Below are 19,274 nucleotides of genomic sequence, written 5' to 3'. Positions count from 1 at the left end.
GTGAACGAACCAAACAAAGGCGAGGTGGCATTCCTCGTCAACGCCCTTGCTGAGTCAATCGGGCGGCAACGAATGCTGTACGCCAGCCAGTTCCACGGCAACACGAAGCGCACGAAGTTATGGGATGAATTCGGTTATCCCGATAGTGTCCCGTTCGACCTGCTTTACCGCGCATACCGGCGAAACTCTGCGGCATACTCCGGCGTTCATAAAACGCTGGATTCGTGCTGGATAGATTTACCAACCATAATCGAGGGTCCGGAGTCAGGCGAAGCGGCACAAAACACGCCGTGGGAAGTCATGATTACACGGGTAATGAAGCGCTTCTGGGCGAAAATCAAAGATGCTGACCGGCGTAACCTCGTTGGCCGGTATTCTGCGTTACTACTGCAGATTAAAGACGGCAATACATGGGATAAGCCCGTTGATGTGAACGCTGTCCGTCGCCTGGGTGATAAAGCGATTGTCCGGATGATTCCCGCATGGGAGTCGCAGATTAAGCCGGTCAGTTATGACATCGACACACTGTCTGACACTTACGGCCAGCCGACTGAGTACCAGTTTAACGAACAGCCAATTGATGATAATGGCTCATACGGTCCGACACGCAGCGTCACGGTGCATCCGGATCGGGTAATCATCCTCGCCGAAGGTGCGGAAGACGAAAATATCCTGTCCGGTATCCCGCTGAATGAAGCCGGTTATAACGACCTGCTGGATATTGAAAAAACCAAAGGCGGCAGCGCTGAAGGTTTTCTGAAGAACGCCAGTCGGCAGTTGGGTATAAGCTTTGACTCCAACACTGATATGCAGGCTATCGCTCAGATGGCAAAAGAGGCGGGCTATAAAGACCTCGGCGAGGCCATGAACGACAAAATGATGAAGCTGAATCGGGGTACTGATTCGGCGCTGGTTACTCAGTCCGGTACCACATCAGTCCTGTCAGTGGCTGCCTCCGACCCTACGCCGTCATGGACTGTATCAGCAAACAGCTATGCATCAACGATTCAGTGTCCGTTCAACATTTTGTTCGGCAAGCAGACCGGCAATCTGGCATCCACTGAAGACAAATCAGCGTGGGCTGTCCGCTGTAATTCCCGGCGTCATGGCTTCCAGTCTGACGTTGTGACAATAGTGATCACCAGGCTTTGGACTCTCGGGGCTATCGATGCACCGGCCAACGGTGAAGTGACAATTACCTGGTCTGATTTACTGGCGCCAGGCGATACCGAGAAGCTGGCGAATATGTCTACCATCGCGGATGTCGCTCAGAAATCACAGGCAGCGCTCGGTCGATCATCCATCACTGAGAATGAAATACGTGCTGCCGGAGGACTTGAGCCGGTACCGGAAGTGCCACTGCCGGACCCGAACGTTAAACAAACCGGTAAGGACCCGCTGAATGATGACCAGAGCAATACTCAGGACGCCGGTAATACCACGCAACAAAGCTGACCCTACACAATCATCACGCCAGGTCAGCCGGATGTTTAACGACATCGAAACGCGCTACCTCGGCATCAAGACTGACCTCAAATCGCTGTTTGACCTGCAACTTACCGGCACAGAAGTGCAGACCAACGCCCGGCAGAGTTATCTGGCCTGCAACAATGAAGACGGACCCGCCACGCTGTTCCAGGTGAATATCGGAAAGTACCTCTACGACATGACAGCCGCAAAGCTGGCAAGCCTGCTACAGAGTGCTCAGGCGATTCTGGATAAGTGGCTGCTGCAGGGTGGTGAGCAGAACGTATGGGCGATGGGTTACGTGCAGGAAGAATATCAGCGCGGCACGCAAATGGCTGTCAGTAATCTTTCGGTGCAGTCAGCAATTTACGAGCAGCAGGTAACGCTTGCCGACCGGTTGTCGTCACCAGGTGTGCTGAACCAGATAGCCAGTGCGCAGGTCGCAACATACAGCGACTGGAAAGGAATCAGCGATAAAGCCCGCGCTGATTTGTCCGGCGTCATAACTGATGCTGTGGCGCGTGGTATCAATCCGCGTGAAACCGCTCAGATAGTCAGCAAGCGGCTCGACGTTTCAATGAGCAGTGCAAAGAACATCGCTCAGACGGAGCAGGTTGGGGCATTGCGTAATGCTCAGCGAACAGAAACAGTCTGGTCCCGCGACACACTCGGCCTGAATACCAAAATGCTGCACCTGTCAGCACTCAAGCCAACGTCCCGCGCATGGCATGTTGCCCGCCACGGTCACACGTACACGCCGGAGGAAATCGAAGAGTGGTATTCGCAGAACGGTAACCGCTACAACTGCTACTGCAGCCAGATACCGGTAATCCTGGATGATGACGGGGAGATAGTTAACCCCGGCATGGTCGAGCGTCTGGCGAAAGAGCGGGAGCAGTGGCAGTCAGTTTCCCATAAACCTAAGAAGTAACCATCCGTGAGGACTCAGCATGTCACGCAACTGCGTAAACGTGCTGTCGGTCATTAACTCCGCTTCAAATATCTCCACTGAAACCATCAACGGACGCGATCACATCATCGTGCGCGGCATCACGCCTGTTGTTGATGACATTGTGATGAACCGGAAGTTGTACCCGGCAGCAGAAATCAGCAAGGGCTATAAAACGCTCGAACGGAACCCGATGCCGCTCGGTCATCCCAAAATCGACGGAAAGCATATCTCAGCTAGGGATGTTCAGGCGGTTAACCAGTTTCATGTTGGTGCCTGGCTGCAGAACGTGAACCACTCAGGCGGCAAGGTTACCGGTGATATGTACGTTGACCGCCGCTATGCCGAAGGTTCTGAACACGGCAGGCGTCTGCTTGAACGCCTGGACGATATGGCTGCCGGTAAGAACACCGAGCCGGTCCATATCTCAACCGGGCTGATGTACTCAGGAATCGCTGCCAACGGCGAATCCAAGGGCAAAAAGTACAACGAGATTGCGACAAACATGGACTTTGACCATGTGGCCGTGCTTCTCGATGAACCAGGCGCCGGCACTCCTGCCGAAGGTGTCGGAATTTTCGTTAACTCAGACGGCACTGAGCAGGAAATCGAAGTTGTGAACCTGTCAGATGCCGACATCCCCGATCCGAATGACCCCTTTAAATCATTTATCAACCAGCTAAAGGCGTTTTTCAGCGCCAACAGCAAACAATCCGATGAAGGAAACGACCCGATGAAAGAACTCATCACCAACGCGCTGAAAGCAAAAGGCATCGAAACCGAAGGTAAATCGGATGCTGAACTGATGGACGCGTACAACAAAGCCATGGCCGATGACGCTGCCAAAAAGGATGAAACGCCGGAAGAAAAGGCGGCCCGTCTGAAGAAAGAAGCTGACGACAAAGCGGCTGCTGATAAAGCCACGGGTACTGCGACCAATACCGAAGAAGTTCCCGCCTGGGCTAAGTCGCTGACCGAAAAAGTGGAATCTCTGACCCTTCAGGTTAATGCCGGCCAGGAATCAGAAAAAACCACCATGCGCACAGCGGTTAAGGCCAAATTCGGCATGACTGACATTGCAGTCAATGCACTGGATGGCGAGCCGCTGAAAGAGCTGTACGCACAATGCGCCACTTCACACGGCCTGAGTGGTGCTTTCAACCACTCAACCGATACCAAATCAATCTCAGAAATGCCGGAGTAATGACAAATGGCTAAAGACGGTAAACACGTAATTCACGCTGGCGGCATTTTCGCTAATCCGCTGCTTCACCGTGAAGGTGCGGCAGCCGCCGCAACACAACCCGGCACTGTTGGTTATTTCGATGCAGGTAAATTCACTGCGTCAGTGGCGGGTGAAGAATCGGCAATCCTGTACGTTGCCGACTTCGATTACCTGCGCTGCAAAACGGTCGATGACACCATTGCTGCAGGTGACCTGGTTGTCGCTATTCAGCCGCAATCGGGCATGTTCCTGAATATCCCTGCAGCGGCCGGCACGTACACCAAAGGTCAGGCTGTATCGGTGGTAAATGGTCAAATCGCCGCCGCAACGACCGGAGAAACCCCTTCCACCGTATTCGCTTATGTCGAAGAAGATACCGCGCTGACTGCAGTAGCGGGTGATCTGGTTCGCGTAGTATTCAAATAAGGATAACTGAATGTTTGTATTCTCGAAGTCTATTGGCGAAAAGACCAATAACCTGGCTGTTAACAGCTATCAGTTCGCGCAACTGAACCAGGAGCGCCAGGCAGCCATGAACCATCAGGGCGTTAATGTGATGGAAGAAATTGCCAATCGCGTGAATATCGCCTCTGAGCTGAATGGTATCAATGCCGTACGCTCTCCTGCTGACCTGTATAAAACGTTCGATCAGACCGTGCTGGCACAGTTCACCAATCAGGACGAGTTCACACTCCTGAATGACCTGACGCCGCTATCCCGTTCCGTTCGTATCAATGCCACCGTGTACGAATATGCGAAGTCTGGCGGTAAAATGTGGGGTCACACCTCAATGTCCGGTCAGATTGGTGCTGCGCTGGATGCCACTGCCTACACATACGATGGCACCATGGTACCGGTGCATGATACCGGCTTTAAGTTCGACTGGCGTGATGGCCACCTGAATAATCCTGATGCGTTCGACGTGATTTCAGATGCTCAGGCAGAGTCCACGAAACAGATTCGCCGGACTTTTGTGGACTACATCTTCAATGGCTTCCGTGACAGTGAAGGCAACTTTGTTCAGTTCGACGGTAAAACGTGGAAGGGGCTGAAAGCCGATGAACGTGTTGCCCAGGTCACTCTGACCACCGACCTGGCAATCTCGAACGACCCGAAAGCCATTCGCGCCCAGTTTATCGCGCTGCGCGATGTGGTGCGCGTCACCAACCTGCAGTATGGCGTGCAGACCTTTTATGTGTCTCAGGACATCATGTCCAACCTGGAGCAGTATTTCAGTGACAATTATGCAGCGCCAACGCTGTATGAAGAGCTGCTGAAGCTGTCCGGTATTGCTGCGATTAAGGTTGACGCACAACTTACCGGCAACCAGTTGCTGATTGTCCCGTTACAGTCCGGTGTTATCGCGCCGATTGTCGGCCAGGCATTCGGTACCGTTGCCGACCCGCGTCCGTTCTATAACAGTGACTATGTATGGCGCACCTGGGGTGCTGCTGGCCTGATGGTGAAAACCGATATCCAGGGTCACTTCTCTGTCGTCTACGCTCACAGCTAAGGATAAATCATGGCACTCGTAAAGATTCTGGCTTCAAATCTCTTTGCCGGTGCCAGCCTCCGTAAACTGGAAGCTGGCAAAACCTATGATGTTGATGACTCACTGGCCGATAAGTGGATTGCGGCAGGCAAGGCTGAGAAATCGACGGAGAAGAAAGGCGACAAGCTGGTGACCACTGTTTCACCGGCGAACTCAACCGTAACAGACTCTTCAGCCATTCAGGCCAAACTCGATGCTGCGCTGGCTCAGGTTAGTGAACTGACCGATACCGCTGCAGCAAAAGAGACTGAGCATGCCGCTGCACTTGAAGCCGAAAAGACCCGCGCTGACACCGCAGAAGCAGCGCTGGCCGAAGCAACCAAAGGTAAATAATTATGGCAGCCCAAATCACGCTTGATGACGTAAAACCGATGATGGCTGAATTGGGCTTCACGGTGCCGGATGCAGTTCTGACTCTGTTACTTGAACAGGTCAGCGCATCATCTGCCTGTATGGACGGGGCCGGATATTCAGACAGTCTGCAAAAACTGCTGCGTATCTACGCCGTGTTGCGTCTCGCGGCCCTGTCTGGTGCCCGTAAAATATCATCACAATCTGCACCTTCCGGTGCTTCACGGTCTTTCACTTATGATGCTGCCGGCACTGATTACCTGTTGAAACAAATCAGGGCGTGGGATACCAATGGCTGTTTATCTGGCCTGCCACTCAGCAGCAACCAGGTGGGATTCTTTGATGTTGTCGGGGGATGCTGATGATTTGGAATGATATCGCTGACCGGTTACCAAAACCGCTTGAGCGTGTATGGGTGGAAACCGACACCGGCAGGAAAACCACGGCCTATCTGAAATCAGACGGCGAATGGTTCCTGTTCTGCCGGAAAATTGCCGAAACCGGTGCAAAGGTGGTGAGGTGGCGGGAATGAGCGAGGCGTCAAACTGGTCATACACGGCCCCGTGTACCATCTGGCGTAATCTCGGGCTTGATGAATATGGTGATTCTCTGGGGTTCTCCGCCCCTGAAATCATCATGGCCGACTATCAGGGCGGGTTGTCCGCGAAGATTGGCGACATTGGTACAGAGCAGGTTGTTAAAAACACGTTCTGGACTGAATATGCCACTGCATCAAAAGGCGATTACATCCTGATAGGCCAGTCTGCTGATTCCGATCCGGTGGCCGCAGGTGCTGATGAGGTGATGCAGGTCATCCGGTACGCGGATACTTTCGACCGGCTTGCTGATGATTATGCCATTCTGACGGGAGTCTGATATGGGGATTAAGGTAAGAGGCATACAGGCATCAAAACAGGGCCTTGATGCGCTGGTGAATGATATTCAGGGCAGAAGGGCACCAAGGGCTGTACAGTCCGCATCCATTATTATCGGATCAGAGGCAGCAGTACTGACGCCGATTGATACCTCAACGCTCATTAACTCTCAGTTCCGGGAGTTGATGGTTAACGGAACAATGGTGACCGGTCGTGTTGGCTACTCTGCCGATTATGCCGTGTATGTCCATAACGCTCCGGGCAAGCTGAAGGGCAAGCCGAGATCCGGTGTTCAATCGTTTAATACCAGCTCCGGCAAGGTGGCATTTGCTTCTGACAAAGGAAACTTCTGGGACCCGCACGCTGAGCCGCACTTCCTTACCAAGGGTGCAGCAAATGCCAAAGATGCCGTGATTGCCGTTGTGCATAAGGAAATGTCCCGATGAATCCCCCGATGCATAAACGTGTCCGCAACCTGTTGGTCGATGCCGGACTCACTACCGGATACACCATCCAGTCGCTGGTATGGGCTGATTCCGGAAAACTCACCGACCGGTTCATTGTGGTCCGGCCAAACGGTGGCAGCAATATCGACCGCGATTTTGGTGCTGAATATTACGTCATGGTTGATGTAATTACCGGTAAGAACACCGGCGATTATGCCAAATCAGAAACCGATGTTCAGGCCATCATCGACTACATCCAGCAAAACCCGCTATCTGATCCCTGTGTGGGCCAGATAACAAACATGGGTGGCATTCCTTCACCGGTACAGACAACAGAGGGTCGCCTTGTGTGGCGATTGCAGTTTGTCTGCACCTACGGGGAATAACCCGAACAAAACCGAACAGGTCGCCATTTGGCGGCCTTTTTTTATGCTCAAAAGAGGCTAAGAAATGGCTCAATGTACCACTGATAATACTAAGCTGTTTGGCCGTGCCGTCATTCTTGAAGTGGCTGATGGCTGCGCTGACACAATCCCTGCTGAATCGGAGTTTATGCTCCTGGCGGCCGGCACATCAAAAACTTTCGACATGAACCCGAATACCACCAACTCATCTGCGGATGACACCAAAGGCTGGGTAGAGAACGTGGTCACCTCTAATGATCTGACTCTGTCATTTGAAGGTGAAGTGCGGGTTAACGATAAATCCGATCAGTACGGCGTGTACAAATTCATTAAGTATTACGTCAATGAAGTGAATGCCGCCCGCCAGCCGACACTGTGGGTCCGGATGTACTTCGGTCAGATCATGATTCAGGCCTACATGGTCATTACTGCACTGAGTAATGATGGCGGTACCGATGACATTGTGACGTTCTCGACGGAATTTAAAGTTGCTGATGGCTCTACGGTGTCAATTGATGATATTGACGACACTGTAGCTGTTACTGGTGTCACTGTGGCGCCAACATCGAGCACCATTGCGGCTGGTTCAAGCACTACATTCTCAGTAACTATTGCTCCGCAGAATGCAACTAATCAGGCGTTCACTGTCACATCATCTCTTCCGGCAAGAGCGACAGCAACTATTAGCGGAAATACGGTAACTGTTTCGGCTCCATCCGGGGCGACCGCTGGTACGGCAACAATCACGGTCACCACTGATGATGGCAGCTTTACAACCACTCATACCGCAACGGTTACTGCAGCGTAACCAATCCAAATGGCAGTTTCGACTGCCATTGATATTGATTATGAGGCTGACCAATGACACCAATTAAGGAAATCGGGGAGTGCGTTATATCTGTGGGTGATACGGATTATTTTTTCCGACCGTCATTCGCTAACATGACCAAAATTGGCACCCCGGAGGAAATAGTTTCGACGTTCTACGCGCTACACAATGACAACCTGAGTAACCTGATTGTCAGAGCATTGTCAGTGTTCGGCAGGCTGCCGGAATGGTTTATTCGTTACCTGAATAACTCAGCAGAAGGAAAAGCGGCATTTGTGGCCGCTGTGGCTGTCATGGATGCATGTTGTGATGTGGATGTCACGGTACTGACCGGCGAAATTGTCCCGTCACGAACAGGTAAGCGTTCATTCGTCTGGCGAAAAGGGCGGCTCGATGCCAATGACCTGATAGTGATTGCATCTGAACTGATTGTTCACGGCATTATCGGCAGGGCGAAGGTCAGGCAGTTACAGCGGCATGAGTCGAAATCAACGGTTAAAGAGTTCCGGGCGATTGACTACATCAATGCTGCCAGGAATCATTTTGGCATATCCCGTAGCGAAGCCGAAAACCTGACCATGACTGATTTTATCCTGCTACTGAACACCAAATATCCGGAACAGAAAGGCTTTACCCGCGAAGAATATGACAAGGTGGTTGATGATTACTTTGCTATGAAAGAGAGGCGGCTGAAGGGGTAGGCCGCTCTATTTAGGTTGTTATTTCTCTGGATTATCCGTCTCTGTGACCGTCAGCGATTTTGCGTCCTGCATAAACCTTGATATTTCATCGCTACTCATTCCTGAGGCTTTGAATTTTATTTTATCTGTTTCGATGTATACCGATTTGTGGCTGTGGCGTTTGGTAAAAGCCCATACAGCTGACCCTACAAATGTCCAAAATGGCTTTGATTCTGCTAATGAAATTATAATTTCTTTCAAATCAGCACTATTAACAATGAAACCTGGACCGCTTCTTACTTCATGAGCATTAGCGCCAGTGAAAGAGGGTCTAAACGTTATGTCATTCTCACGAAGTGTTGCACAAAAAGCTGCTGCAATATCAGATGGTAAAAATACCTTCAAAGGAGGATTGTTCATTACCATATCCTATTATGACTGGTTGGCGAGGTTAAAAAGCTTCTGGATATTCCTTTCCGCAGCAATCGCAGCGCTGACCTGTAAAAGCACGACTATCTGCTTTTACGATGTTGACGCTGAGGAGGCTCTTAAAAGAATGAGCAAACAACCTAACAGCAAAGATGACGAAGGGTAATCCTGACATTTGATCAGTATTCACTCGCTCTCTTGCTTCCCATTGCATAAGTTTGGCTTTAGGATTGGTCTTAACTTTACCAATGGGGATAGGGATGTGAAGAAGATTATAACTGCTTTTATTGTTGCATTGACGTTATCTGGCTGCGCGACTAGTGGTAATAAATCAATACAAAATGAAACACAAGTAAGTATTCAGCAGAAGTTAGTAAAAGGCGTTACGACAAAAGGCGAAGTTAGGTCTTACTTTGGTGATCCTACCGGAGTTACCTTTACTAGCGATGGGTCAGAGCAATGGCAGTATATGCTTGCGGACATGAAAATTTCCGGCAAGGCGTTTATTCCGTTCTATGGGTTGTTTGATAATGGTGCCACTACGGATATGAAACAGCTAATAATTCTCTTCAAGGGTGATGTGGTTAGCAATTACACCCTAGTTAACTCCAAAACAGAAACGAAGTCTGGACTGTTAAATTAAACATAATTTATCGAACGAACCTCGCTCCGGCGGGGTTTTGCTGGTCTGTCATATATCTTCGTACCGACAGCTTCCCCAGCCCTCTGATTCTATTTTCTTGGTTATAACCGCGCCCCTATCCGCGTCACCTGACCTGCGCAAAATGATGGATAACTGGCTATACCCATGATGGCTGGGATAAAAAAATTTAGTGTTTGAAGGCTTCATCCCTACGACATCTTCGTATTCTTTGAGCCTTGCGCGATGTTTTTCCTTCATGGCCTCAATGACGATATCTGATATAGAAATTGATTCTTCACATAGCTCAATAGCTAAAGAAAGTTGTTTAGGGTCTTTCCTGAGTCGGTAGGCGGTTTTTATCGCTTCTTGAATCTCGAAATGCAGATCGACAATATCGAAGCAGTCCAATGTTTTGATATGGGCTAGTCGATGACTGAAAGTCGTCATTTGACAATCTTCCCGTACATTGCTTTGAGAGTTTCGACCTCTGATTCAAGAGCGATAAGCCTCTCAGCGACTGAGGCTAAGTCTAGTGCCCTAATGTGCTGATTCTTCATCGTCCATGCCTCTAAGGCAGCTACCATTTCAGCATTAAGTGAGCGCCCATTTGTATCTGCTAGCTCTGCAAGTTGCTCTTTTATTTCAATTGGCAGTCTCAGGTTTACCTGAGGGTGTTTATAGGCACGTTCAGACATATCTACCTCTTATTTTTTTTAAGAATAAGTAGGTATCTATTGACTATCAATACGTACCTACATACTATGTATGCATATGTATTACGGAGGCGCAGATGAAAAAGGTTAAAACAATACGAATGCCTGATTGGATGGAGCTGGCACTTGAAGAATTGGCTAAAAAGGATGACAGGACGTTTAGTTATGAGGTTTTACGCAGGCTGAAGGATTCACTAAAGAAAGATGGCGTATCTTGCCAATAAAAATGCCCCGGAAGTGGTAGGACACAACCGAGGCTTTATCGACTAATTCACGCAGGAATAATCGACATGAAAATTGTAGCAAAAGAGAATCCAGAGTTCACCATCTTCCGCTTTGGTGATAGCGAAATTCGAGTGCTTAATAAGCATGGTGAGCCGTGGTTTGTTGCTCAGGACGTTTGCGCTACTCTGAAGATCCAAAACGTCACCCAAGCCTTAGAGAGGCTGGACGATGATGAACGGTCTATGTTTAACATAGGTCGTCAAGGTGAGGCCAATATCGTCAGCGAATCAGGTATGTACACTCTGGTACTCCGTTGCCGTGATGCTGTTAACAAAGGCTCTGTTCCCCATAAGTTCCGCAAATGGGTTACGGCCGAAGTTCTGCCATCAATTCGCAAAAATGGCAGTTATGAAAAACCACTGACGCGGAAAAGCACTACAGAAGAAAGAACTCCACTTCGTGACGCTGTGAATATGCTGGTAAGCAAAAGGCATATGATGTACCCGGAGGCATACGCGCTAATTCATCAACGTTTCCAGATCACAAGCTTTGAGCAGTTGACCCCGGAGCAGATTGAACCGGCTATCGAATATGTTCACTCTATCATTTTGGAAGGCGAGTTGCTTTCACGGCACGATAAGCAAATGGCTCTCCCGCTGTCTTATCCGATGGCATATTTTGAGAACTACCGGCATGTGGTTAAACCAGATGAGTTACGGAGTCCCTGGCATTATCCTGCAGGGCACTTGATCCCAAATGGTGATAATCCCAACCCTCTTGGTCGACTGCTAATCCAACTCAAGGAATTGGGCTACGAAATTGATGCAGCTCAGTTTCAAATGCTTTCGTTGCAGCACCATCTTGAAATGGTGAGGCATAAGCTGGCGAGTATAGAACGCGCTATTCGCTGAAAGGTTATTTCAAATAATTCTAACCCGCTCCGGCGGGTTTTTTTATGCCCGAGGAAACGTAAATGGCAGACAGTCAGAACGCAGGTTCAATCTATTTTGATGTTGATATCGACACAGCAAAACTTCTGACCAGCGCCAGGCAGGTCGATTCGACGCTGGATAACATGGCGTCATCGGCACAATCAACCGGTAAAAGCATGGATAGTATGGGGAAAAATACCAAGTCTGCTTCCTCATCACTAAACCAGATTGCCGCATCCACAAAATCAGTTGATGGCTCAATGCAGACGCTGAATACGACCGTCAGCGCGATGGCTATTGCAATCCAGCAGGCCAATCAATCATCGGCTGCTGCAAGCATGACTCTGGCCCAGATGCAGGGTGCCATGAATTCCCTGATTGGTGCGGCCAACTCGATAGCTGAAGCAATGCGCGGGGCTGGAACCAGCACCAGCACAGCCAGTAACGAATTCAGCCGGGCAGAGTCAATCATCGAAGGCTTGGGTAATCAGCTTGCCATTCTCGATGAGGCTCAGGAGAACGGTGCGAGGAGCGCAGCTATTCTGGCTGCACAACTCCGGGCCGGTGCCGGGGCGACTGATACTGAAAAAGAAAAAATTGGCGAACTTACCGGCCAACTGTATGACATGAAAAACGGCACAGATGCCGGAGTCAAAAGCCATGTTAACTGGAAAAACAGCATGCAGCAGGCCGGTTATCAGGTGCAGGACTTCATTGTACAGGTGCAGGGCGGCCAGTCGGCTATCGTGGCATTCAGTCAGCAAGGATCACAGTTAGCTGGCGCATTCGGTCCGCAAGGTGCCGTTGTGGGGGCGTTGATTGCGCTGGGTTCTGTCATTGTTGGTACGCTTGTCAAAAGCATGGGGAATGCTACAGATACCATAAAGACCTTGGGTGATGCTGCAAGTGCTCTGGACGGTATTATCACTGTTTCTCAGAGTGGGGTGGCTGCACTTTCAGATAAATATGCCTTACTTGCCAGTTCAAACGCTAAGTTTGGTCAGATTCTAAAAACTCAGGCGATCATTGAATACAACCAGGCGCTGAGTAAAATCCCTGACTCTATTCAGAGTATATCGAGTGATGCTCTGTCAATCGGCGATCAACTGAGTGGTGTATTTACAGGGGCAATCCCATCCGTAAGCGGATTAGGTAAGGTTCTGTCAGACCTAAATATAACCACATCTAATTACAATGATGCTGTTAAGCAGATACCTCAAACGCTAGGGGGCGTTAGCCCTGCGCTGAGTTTATTGGCGAATACAGTGGATACCGTGGCAAGCAAGTTTGGACTGTCAACCCAGCAGGCGTTTGAACTGACTAAGCGTCTTAACGATGTGGCAGAAAGTAAATCCCCAGAACAATTACAAAGCCTGGCGCTATGGTTGCAGCAGATGAATAGCTCAACACCTGGAGTTACCAGTGCTTTCGGTGATTTGACGGTAAATGTATCGAAGCTTGGTGTGGCAGCCGCGCAGGCAGAAATAAATTTGGAAAAAGCCAAGGCCGCTAACGATGCACTAACTAAGTCCCAAGAGCGGGCGGTAGTGGCTTCAGAAAGAGAGTTGGCCCTGGCTAAGGCTACCGGAGCTGAAAGAGCTAAGTTACAGGCTTCGTATAAAGTTCAGGACTTGCAATTAAACCCTAATAGCGACAAGGCCAAAGAAATTGAATCAAATGCTGTAGCCACTTATAACGTTCAGCAGGCACAGAAATCACTTTCAGCAGAGCGAAAAAAAGGGGCGACAACAGCCAATCAACAGGCGAAAGCGGAAGAGTCAGTAACTCAGAAACTTGAGCAACTCCGTCAGCAGTCTGATCTGAACGCTGTGTCATCCCAAAACCTGACCCTTGAGCAAGCCAAGCTCCGCGCTGAAATGTCTCTCGGGAAGAATGCCACAGCAGCACAAAGGGAGGAGGCTGCTAAATACGCTGAAGCCATCTGGCAGCAGGCGGCAGCACTCAAGGCCAGAAACCTGATACCTGAAGTTGCTGAGAATGATGATTATCAGAACAAGTCAGCCCAGCTTGAACTGCTTAAAGGGCAGAAAGACTCCCAGGGAAATCTGATTATCAGTCAGCAGCAGTATCAGCAGGCATCTGAAAAGCTGGCCGCAGAGCATATGGCTAACCTGGATAAAATTAACAGCCAGAACGTTGTAACCCCTCAACAGACCATGGCCGCTCAGGTTGACCCTGTTCAGCAACTTGCCAATGAAAACGCACAGAAGCTTGCCCTGATACAGCAATTCACGCAGCAGAAGGTGTTAACTGAGCAGCAGGGCCTTGCGCTGATGAATGCTGCAAATACCCAGTATGAGCAGCAACGCACAGCCGCGCAGTGGCAATTGTTCACACAGCAATCACAGGGTTATGCAGCGCTTGGTGCGGCTGTGGATGGTTTCGGTCAATCAGCAAGTAGCGCGATAACAGGTGTGGTTACCGGCTCTGAAAGCCTCTCATCGGCACTTCAGAATATCGGCAATACGGTAATTAACGATGTAATCCAGACGTTTGTTGATATGGGTATGCAATGGGTTAAGTCGGCGATTATGGGCGCAACAGCTCAGCAGTCAGCGATAGCGGCCACTACGACAGCTCAAGTCGCTGGGATTGCAACTCAGACCACAGCAAGCACCGCCGCAGCAGTCGCCACAACTACAGCATGGGAACCTGCCGCCATTATGTCATCAATTGCATCATGGGGCGGTGCAGTAGCTATAGGGCTGGGTGCCATGGCGGGAATTCTGGCATTGACTGGAAAGCGTAAGAATGGCGGTCCGGTTTCTGCCGGAGGGATGTATCAGGTTGGTGAGTCCGGCCTGCCTGAAATTTATAAGGCAAGCAATGGCAGCCAGTACATGATACCCGGAGATAACGGTAGTGTCCTGAGTAACAAGGATATCACCGGAAGCAATAGCGGTCTAAATGTTCAGGTGGTCATCAACAATCAGGCATCGAATGCTTCACCTCAGTATGTTGGGGCGACTCAGGATAATGGTAGTTATATACTGGAATTCCTTATATCAGATGCTGAAAGGGGTGGGTCATACATCAATACAGTTCAGACAGTGTTTGGTTTATCAAGAAAGGCAACGGGAGACTACTGATGGTAGATAATATTTTTTCAGGAAAGGAATTTGCAGAAGAAGTGAAAAGATGTATCAGTGTTTTCGATACAGAAAGTGACAGAGGGGTCGTGCTGGTAGCATCAAGTATGATTGAAGAGGCCTTGAAAAATTTAATTGCAAGCTATCTACTTCCGCCACTGAATAAAGGCGATGAACTTTTAGAAAGGGGCCCGCTCCAGAATCTAAACAGTAGAATACAGGCCGCTTACCGACTAGGTTTGATCAGAAAATCGGTTTCAGACGGGCTTCATGCTTTTCGCGATATGAGGAATGAATTCGCTCATAACATCGAAACGTGTAATTTCTCAGATCCCAAAATAATTATAAAGCTGGATGCAATTTATAAACACAGTGCGGATATTTCATTGCTATTAGATGGCTATTGGCCGCATGACAAAGAAGGGGGGGCTATTCCTACTCGCCTGAAGTTCACTCTTTTTATCTCAGTGTTAATTTCAGCATTAAACTTTGCTCAAAGAGAAGTTATTGCCATTCAGCCATTAGACTTAATAAATTAACGCATCAAAAAAGCCTCATAATTCTGATTCATGAGGCTTTTTGCCTGGAGATTATTAATGGCAACCGTTCAATACCCCGACAGGCTGCCGTTACCCCAACGTGCCAGCCAGAACATGACGCAGGATACTGGATTCAGAACAACCCAGCCTGCAATTGGTCCTGCAATTTTCACCCCGATAACTACAGACCTGAAAGCCACCTGGTCACTGACATGGATATTTACCCTGCAGCAGGCACAGGTATTTAAGTCGTGGCTGCGTTCACCAACATACTGTGACAGTGGCCGAAACTGGTTTGAAATGGCAATAGACCTTGGAGATAACCAGGGGCCTCAGGTTCAGACCCTGCACTTTACCGGAATGCCGGTTCAGACCAGCAAGGACGGTATCACTGTCACCTGGACTGCCAGGGTTATCTGTAATGGCCTGAATGACGATACCAGTGCTTATGACGACTGGATTGTTGAGGCACCGCCTGGTTATGAGAACTGGCTTGATCCGCTGGTGACAGTGATTTTACCGGAGGCATAATGACGACACTGAAAGAATGGAAGGAGCGGCGGCCAGCATCGGATTTAAAAGAGACTGTCACTTTTTATCACCCGTCATTTGGTTACTACCGGACAGTGAATAACCTGTTTTCACCTGCAGAGTTTGCTGGCGATAGTTACGAACCGGCAAGGTTCAGCGTTACCGAGCCTGCACAGGATGGTACAGCGACAATATCCATGACTATCACCTTTGTTGCCGGCGCCGAAAATGTCAGGAACACACTTAAATCATGGCGGGGCGCACAGCGAATGACGGCGATTTCCTGCAACTACAGCCTGTGGGATAACATTGGTGATTCAGTGGCGCTAAACAGCTATTCGCTTTACGTGAAAGATGTGTCACTCGATGCCAATAACGTGACCATTACTGCAAGCCTGACTAATCCTCTTTCACTTGCTAATCCAATCATCTACACCACCAAAGACTACCCCGGACTTCTGAACCTATGACAAATGATGAATTTATACGGCGTGTCATTGGCAGGCCGTGGGCTAACCGCGCCTGTAGTTTCAGTCAGATGGATTGCTGGGGCCTTGTTGTTCTCTATTACCGGCATGTGCTGAATAAAGAATTGCATCACATTCCGGGCTACGAGTCTGAGTCTGATTTCGTTACCTGCTATATGCAGGAGCGGGCGCACTGGCAGAAGGTGATTTACCTAGTTAAAGGCTGTCTGGCTGTGTTCTATCGCGGCGAATACCCGTCCCATGTCGGAGTGATGATTTCACCGGGTAAGTGCCTTCACTCCCGGGGTGAGCAGGGCTTTGTCAGGATAGACAGTCCGCTAACATTAACGAAGGTGTATCAAAGGGTGGAGTATCTGAAATATGGCGAGATATGAACTGCAGCGGCTACCGGGGTCGCCATTTGAGCGCGGAGAAATAAGTAATAACGCCCGCCTGGTTGACTGGCTTAACCAGCAGAACCTGCACAGCAATGTTGTCATAAGGATGAATGGCCGGACGCTTGAAGATGATTTCGACCTTAATTATGTGCCTGTAAGCGGGGATGTAATCAGCGTATTTGACCAGCCTGAAGGTGGCGTTGGCAAAGTAATCACCAGCGTGCTCCGGCCTGTAACTAAAGTCCTGTCCGGTGTAATGAAACTGTTTGGCCTTTCGGCTAAAACTGGTATTCCTTCGGTATCAACAGGTGAATCATCCAACAATGACCTGACGCAACAGACCAACCGGGCGAGGTTATACAAAGGAAGGCCCAACATTTACGGGCAGGTGAGGGCATATCCTGACCTGATTCAGGAGTCGATATTTGAATATATCGACAACAAAAAGTACGTCACTGAGTGGATGGAGGTGGGTTACGGGTATTACGATATATCTTCTGTGCGATATTCTGAATCATCTCTGACAGCTCTGGCCGGTGCCAGCTACCAGATTTATAACCCTGGTGACGTAATCGGTGACATGGCTCAGGGTTATTCATTCGATGATGTGGACGGGCAGGAGTTGCCAGGTCTGAATGAAGATGATTCGGAGATTAAGCAGCAGGGCACTACTGATACTCTGCTTGAGGGTACATTCAGCGGTGGTCAGTTCTACGCCAGAATCAACAAAGAAACCGGATTCGATTCGTTGTATGACTCGGCCAAGCCGGTATATGTCACTGTCATTGTTAATGTCACCTATAACACGGCGAGCGGCTCGGTAACGAAAGATGTGAGCGTACAGGGAACATTATTCCAGTCCACCATTACAGATGACGGGGCGCTGATTAATCCTGACCAGTATTACAACTTCTGGTTCAGTAATCTATCCGGCTCTGACTACCTCTCTTTGCCGTCCGATACAACAGTGAATCTGACAAAGCTGGTAGTTACCGAGTATGTCGGCACGACGATAGGGCCGTTCTTCGCGGCTCTTGAGTCCCAGCAGTTATGGATTCACCTCTATGCCAACCTGGGCGGCGGTTACGATGCACCGGCTAAAATTACCTGGTGGCAGGTGGATGATGACAATAACCAGATTGCCGGAACGCAGGAAAGTATGGATGTTCCTGTACACAACTCAGGAAGTGATCAGGACTATATCTATGTCACTGAGAAGATAACGCCTACCGCAGGTGTGGGACGCTATGCATTCAGCCTCTACCGTACCAATAACTCGCAGTCAGATTCTGTGCTGTATATCTCTGCGGCTCATGCCGTCACTATGCGCACTAATGTTGTCTATCCTGATGATACGCTGGTGAAAGTCACCGTACAGCAGACTGAGACACCGACCACGACACAGGACAGGAAATATAACTGCCTGGCAGAGCGCATGGTTATCAGCTGGACGACATCCGGAGGAATTGACTACACGCTCAGGCCATCCCGGTCATTCGCAGATGCTGTTCTGCATGAATGGGTTGTGACGGGTAATCAGGATGCGAGCAGGCTTGATATTGCGACACTGTACGAAATATTTAACAGCCTGTCAGACCCTCAACTTGGCTATTTCGATTACACATTCTCAGATGCAGCTCAGCCGCTGGGTGAAAGACTTCAGACAATCTGTGATGTAGCCAGGGTATCGATGAACTGGATCGGCGATACGCTGACGTTCTGGCGGGATGAGGCTGTTGCTTATCCTGAAACTGTATTCTCGCGTTCAAATATGTTCTGGGATGATTACAAAGTGGCTTACACAATGTCTCTGCCTGGCGGATTTGATGGGGTGACGCTGGACTACACGGACCCGACCAGCAATAAAAAGACATACATCTACCTTCAGATTGATGACAGTGGAATCACTGAGGTGGGTGATGCAACGAATAATGCCAACCAAATCAGTCTGGCGGGCAGTCGGAACAAAACTCAGGCATATGACAGGGCGTATCTCGAAGCCAGGAAGATACTATATTCCAGGCTCACGATGACAGTTAAGGTGCTGGAACAGACTCAAGTTGTCAGGGGAAAAGTGGTTCAGTGTCCTGATATGTATGATAACGCACAGCAGACCGGCTACCTGAAGGGCAGGAATGGTGACACTTTCTATACCTCTGAGAGGATAGATTTCTCTGCTGATCAGTTGTTTGTTGTTATGACCGACAGTGACGGGGCATTTCGTGGCAGGTGGCAGTGCCTGCCAGTTGAAGAAAACCCAAAGGCATTCAGTGCAAGCGCAGATCAGTTCGTACTCAATATTTACGATGGCAGATATATCCAGTCACCATCCAGATATTTTATTGCTTCTGATTCCGATCTGAACGCAACGCTGTGGCGTGTAGATAGCGCTAAGCCTAATGGTGATGATACTCAGACGCTGACCCTTACCGAATACTCCCCCGATATCTATCCGAATTAATTAATTATTTCTGCGGCCACCGATCAGATTAACTTCTGAGGATTTGCC

25 protein-coding genes are annotated in these 19,274 nt (G+C 49.4%); 22 read left to right on the top strand and 3 right to left on the bottom strand.

The annotated features are described in order from the left end of the window. The 13 genes from A7K98_RS12925 (at nt 1) to A7K98_RS12865 (ending at nt 8,799) form a co-directional block, all read left to right on the top strand. The gene (locus tag A7K98_RS12925) at nt 1–1,455 is read left to right on the top strand and encodes a DUF1073 domain-containing protein (protein ID WP_407703085.1); all 1,455 of its coding nucleotides are present in this window, start codon (nt 1–3) and stop codon (nt 1,453–1,455) included. Next, nucleotides 1,403–2,398 carry a phage minor head protein gene (locus A7K98_RS12920; protein WP_407703084.1) on the top strand — a complete coding sequence of 332 codons (996 nt, stop codon included), beginning with the start codon at nt 1,403–1,405 and terminating at the stop codon, nt 2,396–2,398. The genes A7K98_RS12925 and A7K98_RS12920 overlap by 53 nt, the downstream gene beginning before the upstream one ends. Before the next feature lie 19 nt (nt 2,399–2,417). Next, nucleotides 2,418–3,620, top strand: coding sequence for a DUF2213 domain-containing protein (locus tag A7K98_RS12915; protein WP_087488933.1), 1,203 nt, complete (start codon nt 2,418–2,420; stop codon nt 3,618–3,620). A gap of 6 nt (nt 3,621–3,626) precedes the next feature. Further along, the gene (locus tag A7K98_RS12910) at nt 3,627–4,067 is read left to right on the top strand and encodes a hypothetical protein (RefSeq protein WP_087488932.1); all 441 of its coding nucleotides are present in this window, start codon (nt 3,627–3,629) and stop codon (nt 4,065–4,067) included. A 10-nt stretch (nt 4,068–4,077) separates the two neighbouring features. After that, a complete protein-coding gene (locus A7K98_RS12905) occupies nt 4,078–5,154 on the top strand; it encodes a major capsid protein (RefSeq protein WP_087488931.1) in 1,077 nt (358 codons plus the stop codon). A gap of 9 nt (nt 5,155–5,163) precedes the next feature. Continuing rightward, entirely contained in the window at nt 5,164–5,526 is a 363-nt protein-coding gene (locus A7K98_RS12900) for a hypothetical protein (RefSeq protein WP_087488930.1), read from the top strand. Between the two features lie 2 nt (nt 5,527–5,528). Beyond that, on the top strand, nt 5,529–5,906 hold the full coding sequence (locus A7K98_RS12895; RefSeq protein ID WP_087488929.1) for a DUF7370 family protein: 378 nt from the start codon (nt 5,529–5,531) through the stop codon (nt 5,904–5,906). After that, entirely contained in the window at nt 5,906–6,076 is a 171-nt protein-coding gene (locus A7K98_RS12890) for a 50S ribosomal protein L13 (RefSeq protein WP_087490500.1), read from the top strand. Before A7K98_RS12895 ends, A7K98_RS12890 begins: the two co-directional genes overlap by 1 nt. Then, nucleotides 6,073–6,420, top strand: coding sequence for a hypothetical protein (locus tag A7K98_RS12885; protein WP_087488928.1), 348 nt, complete (start codon nt 6,073–6,075; stop codon nt 6,418–6,420). The genes A7K98_RS12890 and A7K98_RS12885 overlap by 4 nt, the downstream gene beginning before the upstream one ends. A 1-nt stretch (nt 6,421) precedes the next feature. Then, nucleotides 6,422–6,865, top strand: a complete 444-nt coding sequence (locus tag A7K98_RS12880; RefSeq protein ID WP_087488927.1) for a hypothetical protein — start codon at nt 6,422–6,424, stop codon at nt 6,863–6,865. Continuing rightward, entirely contained in the window at nt 6,862–7,251 is a 390-nt protein-coding gene (locus A7K98_RS12875) for a phage tail termination protein (RefSeq protein WP_087488926.1), read from the top strand. Before A7K98_RS12880 ends, A7K98_RS12875 begins: the two co-directional genes overlap by 4 nt. 64 nt (nt 7,252–7,315) lie before the next feature. Beyond that, entirely contained in the window at nt 7,316–8,077 is a 762-nt protein-coding gene (locus A7K98_RS12870) for a phage tail tube protein (protein ID WP_087488925.1), read from the top strand. 53 nt (nt 8,078–8,130) lie between these two features. Beyond that, a complete protein-coding gene (locus A7K98_RS12865; protein ID WP_087488924.1) occupies nt 8,131–8,799 on the top strand; it encodes a DUF6246 family protein in 669 nt (222 codons plus the stop codon). 18 nt (nt 8,800–8,817) lie between these two features. On the opposite strand, the gene A7K98_RS21365 is transcribed toward A7K98_RS12865, so the two are convergent. Further along, nucleotides 8,818–9,198, bottom strand: a complete 381-nt coding sequence (locus A7K98_RS21365; RefSeq protein ID WP_157665952.1) for a hypothetical protein — start codon at nt 9,196–9,198, stop codon at nt 8,818–8,820. 271 nt (nt 9,199–9,469) lie between these two features. On the opposite strand from A7K98_RS21365, the gene A7K98_RS12855 reads away from it, so the two are divergent. Next, nucleotides 9,470–9,850 (top strand): hypothetical protein, encoded by a 381-nt coding sequence (locus A7K98_RS12855; RefSeq protein WP_087490499.1) that lies wholly within the window; start codon nt 9,470–9,472, stop codon nt 9,848–9,850. 48 nt (nt 9,851–9,898) lie between these two features. Here A7K98_RS12855 and A7K98_RS12850 read toward each other — a convergent pair whose 3' ends face one another. Continuing rightward, nucleotides 9,899–10,297 carry a hypothetical protein gene (locus A7K98_RS12850; protein WP_087488922.1) on the bottom strand — a complete coding sequence of 133 codons (399 nt, stop codon included), beginning with the start codon at nt 10,295–10,297 and terminating at the stop codon, nt 9,899–9,901. Continuing rightward, nucleotides 10,294–10,545: an Arc family DNA-binding protein gene (locus A7K98_RS12845; protein WP_087488921.1), complete on the bottom strand. Its 252-nt coding sequence runs from the start codon at nt 10,543–10,545 to the stop codon at nt 10,294–10,296. The genes A7K98_RS12850 and A7K98_RS12845 overlap by 4 nt, the downstream gene beginning before the upstream one ends. Before the next feature lie 95 nt (nt 10,546–10,640). On the opposite strand from A7K98_RS12845, the gene A7K98_RS12840 reads away from it, so the two are divergent. From A7K98_RS12840 to A7K98_RS12805, 8 genes are all read left to right on the top strand, one after another. Next, nucleotides 10,641–10,787 carry an Arc family DNA-binding protein gene (locus A7K98_RS12840; protein ID WP_087488920.1) on the top strand — a complete coding sequence of 49 codons (147 nt, stop codon included), beginning with the start codon at nt 10,641–10,643 and terminating at the stop codon, nt 10,785–10,787. A 66-nt stretch (nt 10,788–10,853) separates the two neighbouring features. After that, nucleotides 10,854–11,699, top strand: a complete 846-nt coding sequence (locus A7K98_RS12835) for a BRO-N domain-containing protein (RefSeq protein ID WP_087488919.1) — start codon at nt 10,854–10,856, stop codon at nt 11,697–11,699. 62 nt (nt 11,700–11,761) lie between these two features. Next, on the top strand, nt 11,762–14,830 hold the full coding sequence (locus A7K98_RS12830; RefSeq protein ID WP_087488918.1) for a phage tail tape measure family protein: 3,069 nt from the start codon (nt 11,762–11,764) through the stop codon (nt 14,828–14,830). Next, nucleotides 14,830–15,369 (top strand): MltR family transcriptional regulator, encoded by a 540-nt coding sequence (locus A7K98_RS12825; protein ID WP_087488917.1) that lies wholly within the window; start codon nt 14,830–14,832, stop codon nt 15,367–15,369. The genes A7K98_RS12830 and A7K98_RS12825 overlap by 1 nt, the downstream gene beginning before the upstream one ends. 57 nt (nt 15,370–15,426) lie before the next feature. After that, on the top strand, nt 15,427–15,900 hold the full coding sequence (locus A7K98_RS12820) for a hypothetical protein (RefSeq protein WP_087488916.1): 474 nt from the start codon (nt 15,427–15,429) through the stop codon (nt 15,898–15,900). Further along, nucleotides 15,900–16,370, top strand: coding sequence for a hypothetical protein (locus tag A7K98_RS12815; RefSeq protein WP_087488915.1), 471 nt, complete (start codon nt 15,900–15,902; stop codon nt 16,368–16,370). The genes A7K98_RS12820 and A7K98_RS12815 overlap by 1 nt, the downstream gene beginning before the upstream one ends. Then, nucleotides 16,367–16,762: an NlpC/P60 family protein gene (locus A7K98_RS12810; protein ID WP_087488914.1), complete on the top strand. Its 396-nt coding sequence runs from the start codon at nt 16,367–16,369 to the stop codon at nt 16,760–16,762. The genes A7K98_RS12815 and A7K98_RS12810 overlap by 4 nt, the downstream gene beginning before the upstream one ends. After that, on the top strand, nt 16,749–19,226 hold the full coding sequence (locus A7K98_RS12805; RefSeq protein WP_087488913.1) for a host specificity factor TipJ family phage tail protein: 2,478 nt from the start codon (nt 16,749–16,751) through the stop codon (nt 19,224–19,226). Before A7K98_RS12810 ends, A7K98_RS12805 begins: the two co-directional genes overlap by 14 nt. The last annotated feature ends 48 nt before the right edge of the window (nt 19,227–19,274 follow it).

Source organism: Tatumella citrea (assembly GCF_002163585.1).
Classification (GTDB): domain Bacteria; phylum Pseudomonadota; class Gammaproteobacteria; order Enterobacterales; family Enterobacteriaceae; genus Tatumella; species Tatumella citrea.
The sequence above is the reverse complement of the archived record's forward strand: the minus strand, read 5'-3'. Positions and strand labels throughout refer to the sequence as shown.

Bases quoted from the DNA above. Each gene is read 5' to 3' on its own strand.
- A7K98_RS12920 (WP_407703084.1), top strand. From the start codon at position 1,403: ATGATGACCAGAGCAATACTCAGGACGCCGGTAATACCACGCAACAAA.
- A7K98_RS12915 (WP_087488933.1), top strand. From the start codon at position 2,418: ATGTCACGCAACTGCGTAAACGTGCTGTCGGTCATTAACTCCGCTTCA.
- A7K98_RS12910 (WP_087488932.1), top strand. From the start codon at position 3,627: ATGGCTAAAGACGGTAAACACGTAATTCACGCTGGCGGCATTTTCGCT.
- A7K98_RS12905 (WP_087488931.1), top strand. From the start codon at position 4,078: ATGTTTGTATTCTCGAAGTCTATTGGCGAAAAGACCAATAACCTGGCT.
- A7K98_RS12900 (WP_087488930.1), top strand. From the start codon at position 5,164: ATGGCACTCGTAAAGATTCTGGCTTCAAATCTCTTTGCCGGTGCCAGC.
- A7K98_RS12895 (WP_087488929.1), top strand. From the start codon at position 5,529: ATGGCAGCCCAAATCACGCTTGATGACGTAAAACCGATGATGGCTGAA.
- A7K98_RS12890 (WP_087490500.1), top strand. From the start codon at position 5,906: ATGATTTGGAATGATATCGCTGACCGGTTACCAAAACCGCTTGAGCGT.
- A7K98_RS12885 (WP_087488928.1), top strand. From the start codon at position 6,073: ATGAGCGAGGCGTCAAACTGGTCATACACGGCCCCGTGTACCATCTGG.
- A7K98_RS12880 (WP_087488927.1), top strand. From the start codon at position 6,422: ATGGGGATTAAGGTAAGAGGCATACAGGCATCAAAACAGGGCCTTGAT.
- A7K98_RS12875 (WP_087488926.1), top strand. From the start codon at position 6,862: ATGAATCCCCCGATGCATAAACGTGTCCGCAACCTGTTGGTCGATGCC.
- A7K98_RS12870 (WP_087488925.1), top strand. From the start codon at position 7,316: ATGGCTCAATGTACCACTGATAATACTAAGCTGTTTGGCCGTGCCGTC.
- A7K98_RS12865 (WP_087488924.1), top strand. From the start codon at position 8,131: ATGACACCAATTAAGGAAATCGGGGAGTGCGTTATATCTGTGGGTGAT.
- A7K98_RS21365 (WP_157665952.1), bottom strand. From the start codon at position 9,198: ATGAACAATCCTCCTTTGAAGGTATTTTTACCATCTGATATTGCAGCA.
- A7K98_RS12850 (WP_087488922.1), bottom strand. From the start codon at position 10,297: ATGACGACTTTCAGTCATCGACTAGCCCATATCAAAACATTGGACTGC.
- A7K98_RS12845 (WP_087488921.1), bottom strand. From the start codon at position 10,545: ATGTCTGAACGTGCCTATAAACACCCTCAGGTAAACCTGAGACTGCCA.
- A7K98_RS12840 (WP_087488920.1), top strand. From the start codon at position 10,641: ATGAAAAAGGTTAAAACAATACGAATGCCTGATTGGATGGAGCTGGCA.
- A7K98_RS12835 (WP_087488919.1), top strand. From the start codon at position 10,854: ATGAAAATTGTAGCAAAAGAGAATCCAGAGTTCACCATCTTCCGCTTT.
- A7K98_RS12830 (WP_087488918.1), top strand. From the start codon at position 11,762: ATGGCAGACAGTCAGAACGCAGGTTCAATCTATTTTGATGTTGATATC.
- A7K98_RS12825 (WP_087488917.1), top strand. From the start codon at position 14,830: ATGGTAGATAATATTTTTTCAGGAAAGGAATTTGCAGAAGAAGTGAAA.
- A7K98_RS12820 (WP_087488916.1), top strand. From the start codon at position 15,427: ATGGCAACCGTTCAATACCCCGACAGGCTGCCGTTACCCCAACGTGCC.
- A7K98_RS12815 (WP_087488915.1), top strand. From the start codon at position 15,900: ATGACGACACTGAAAGAATGGAAGGAGCGGCGGCCAGCATCGGATTTA.
- A7K98_RS12810 (WP_087488914.1), top strand. From the start codon at position 16,367: ATGACAAATGATGAATTTATACGGCGTGTCATTGGCAGGCCGTGGGCT.
- A7K98_RS12805 (WP_087488913.1), top strand. From the start codon at position 16,749: ATGGCGAGATATGAACTGCAGCGGCTACCGGGGTCGCCATTTGAGCGC.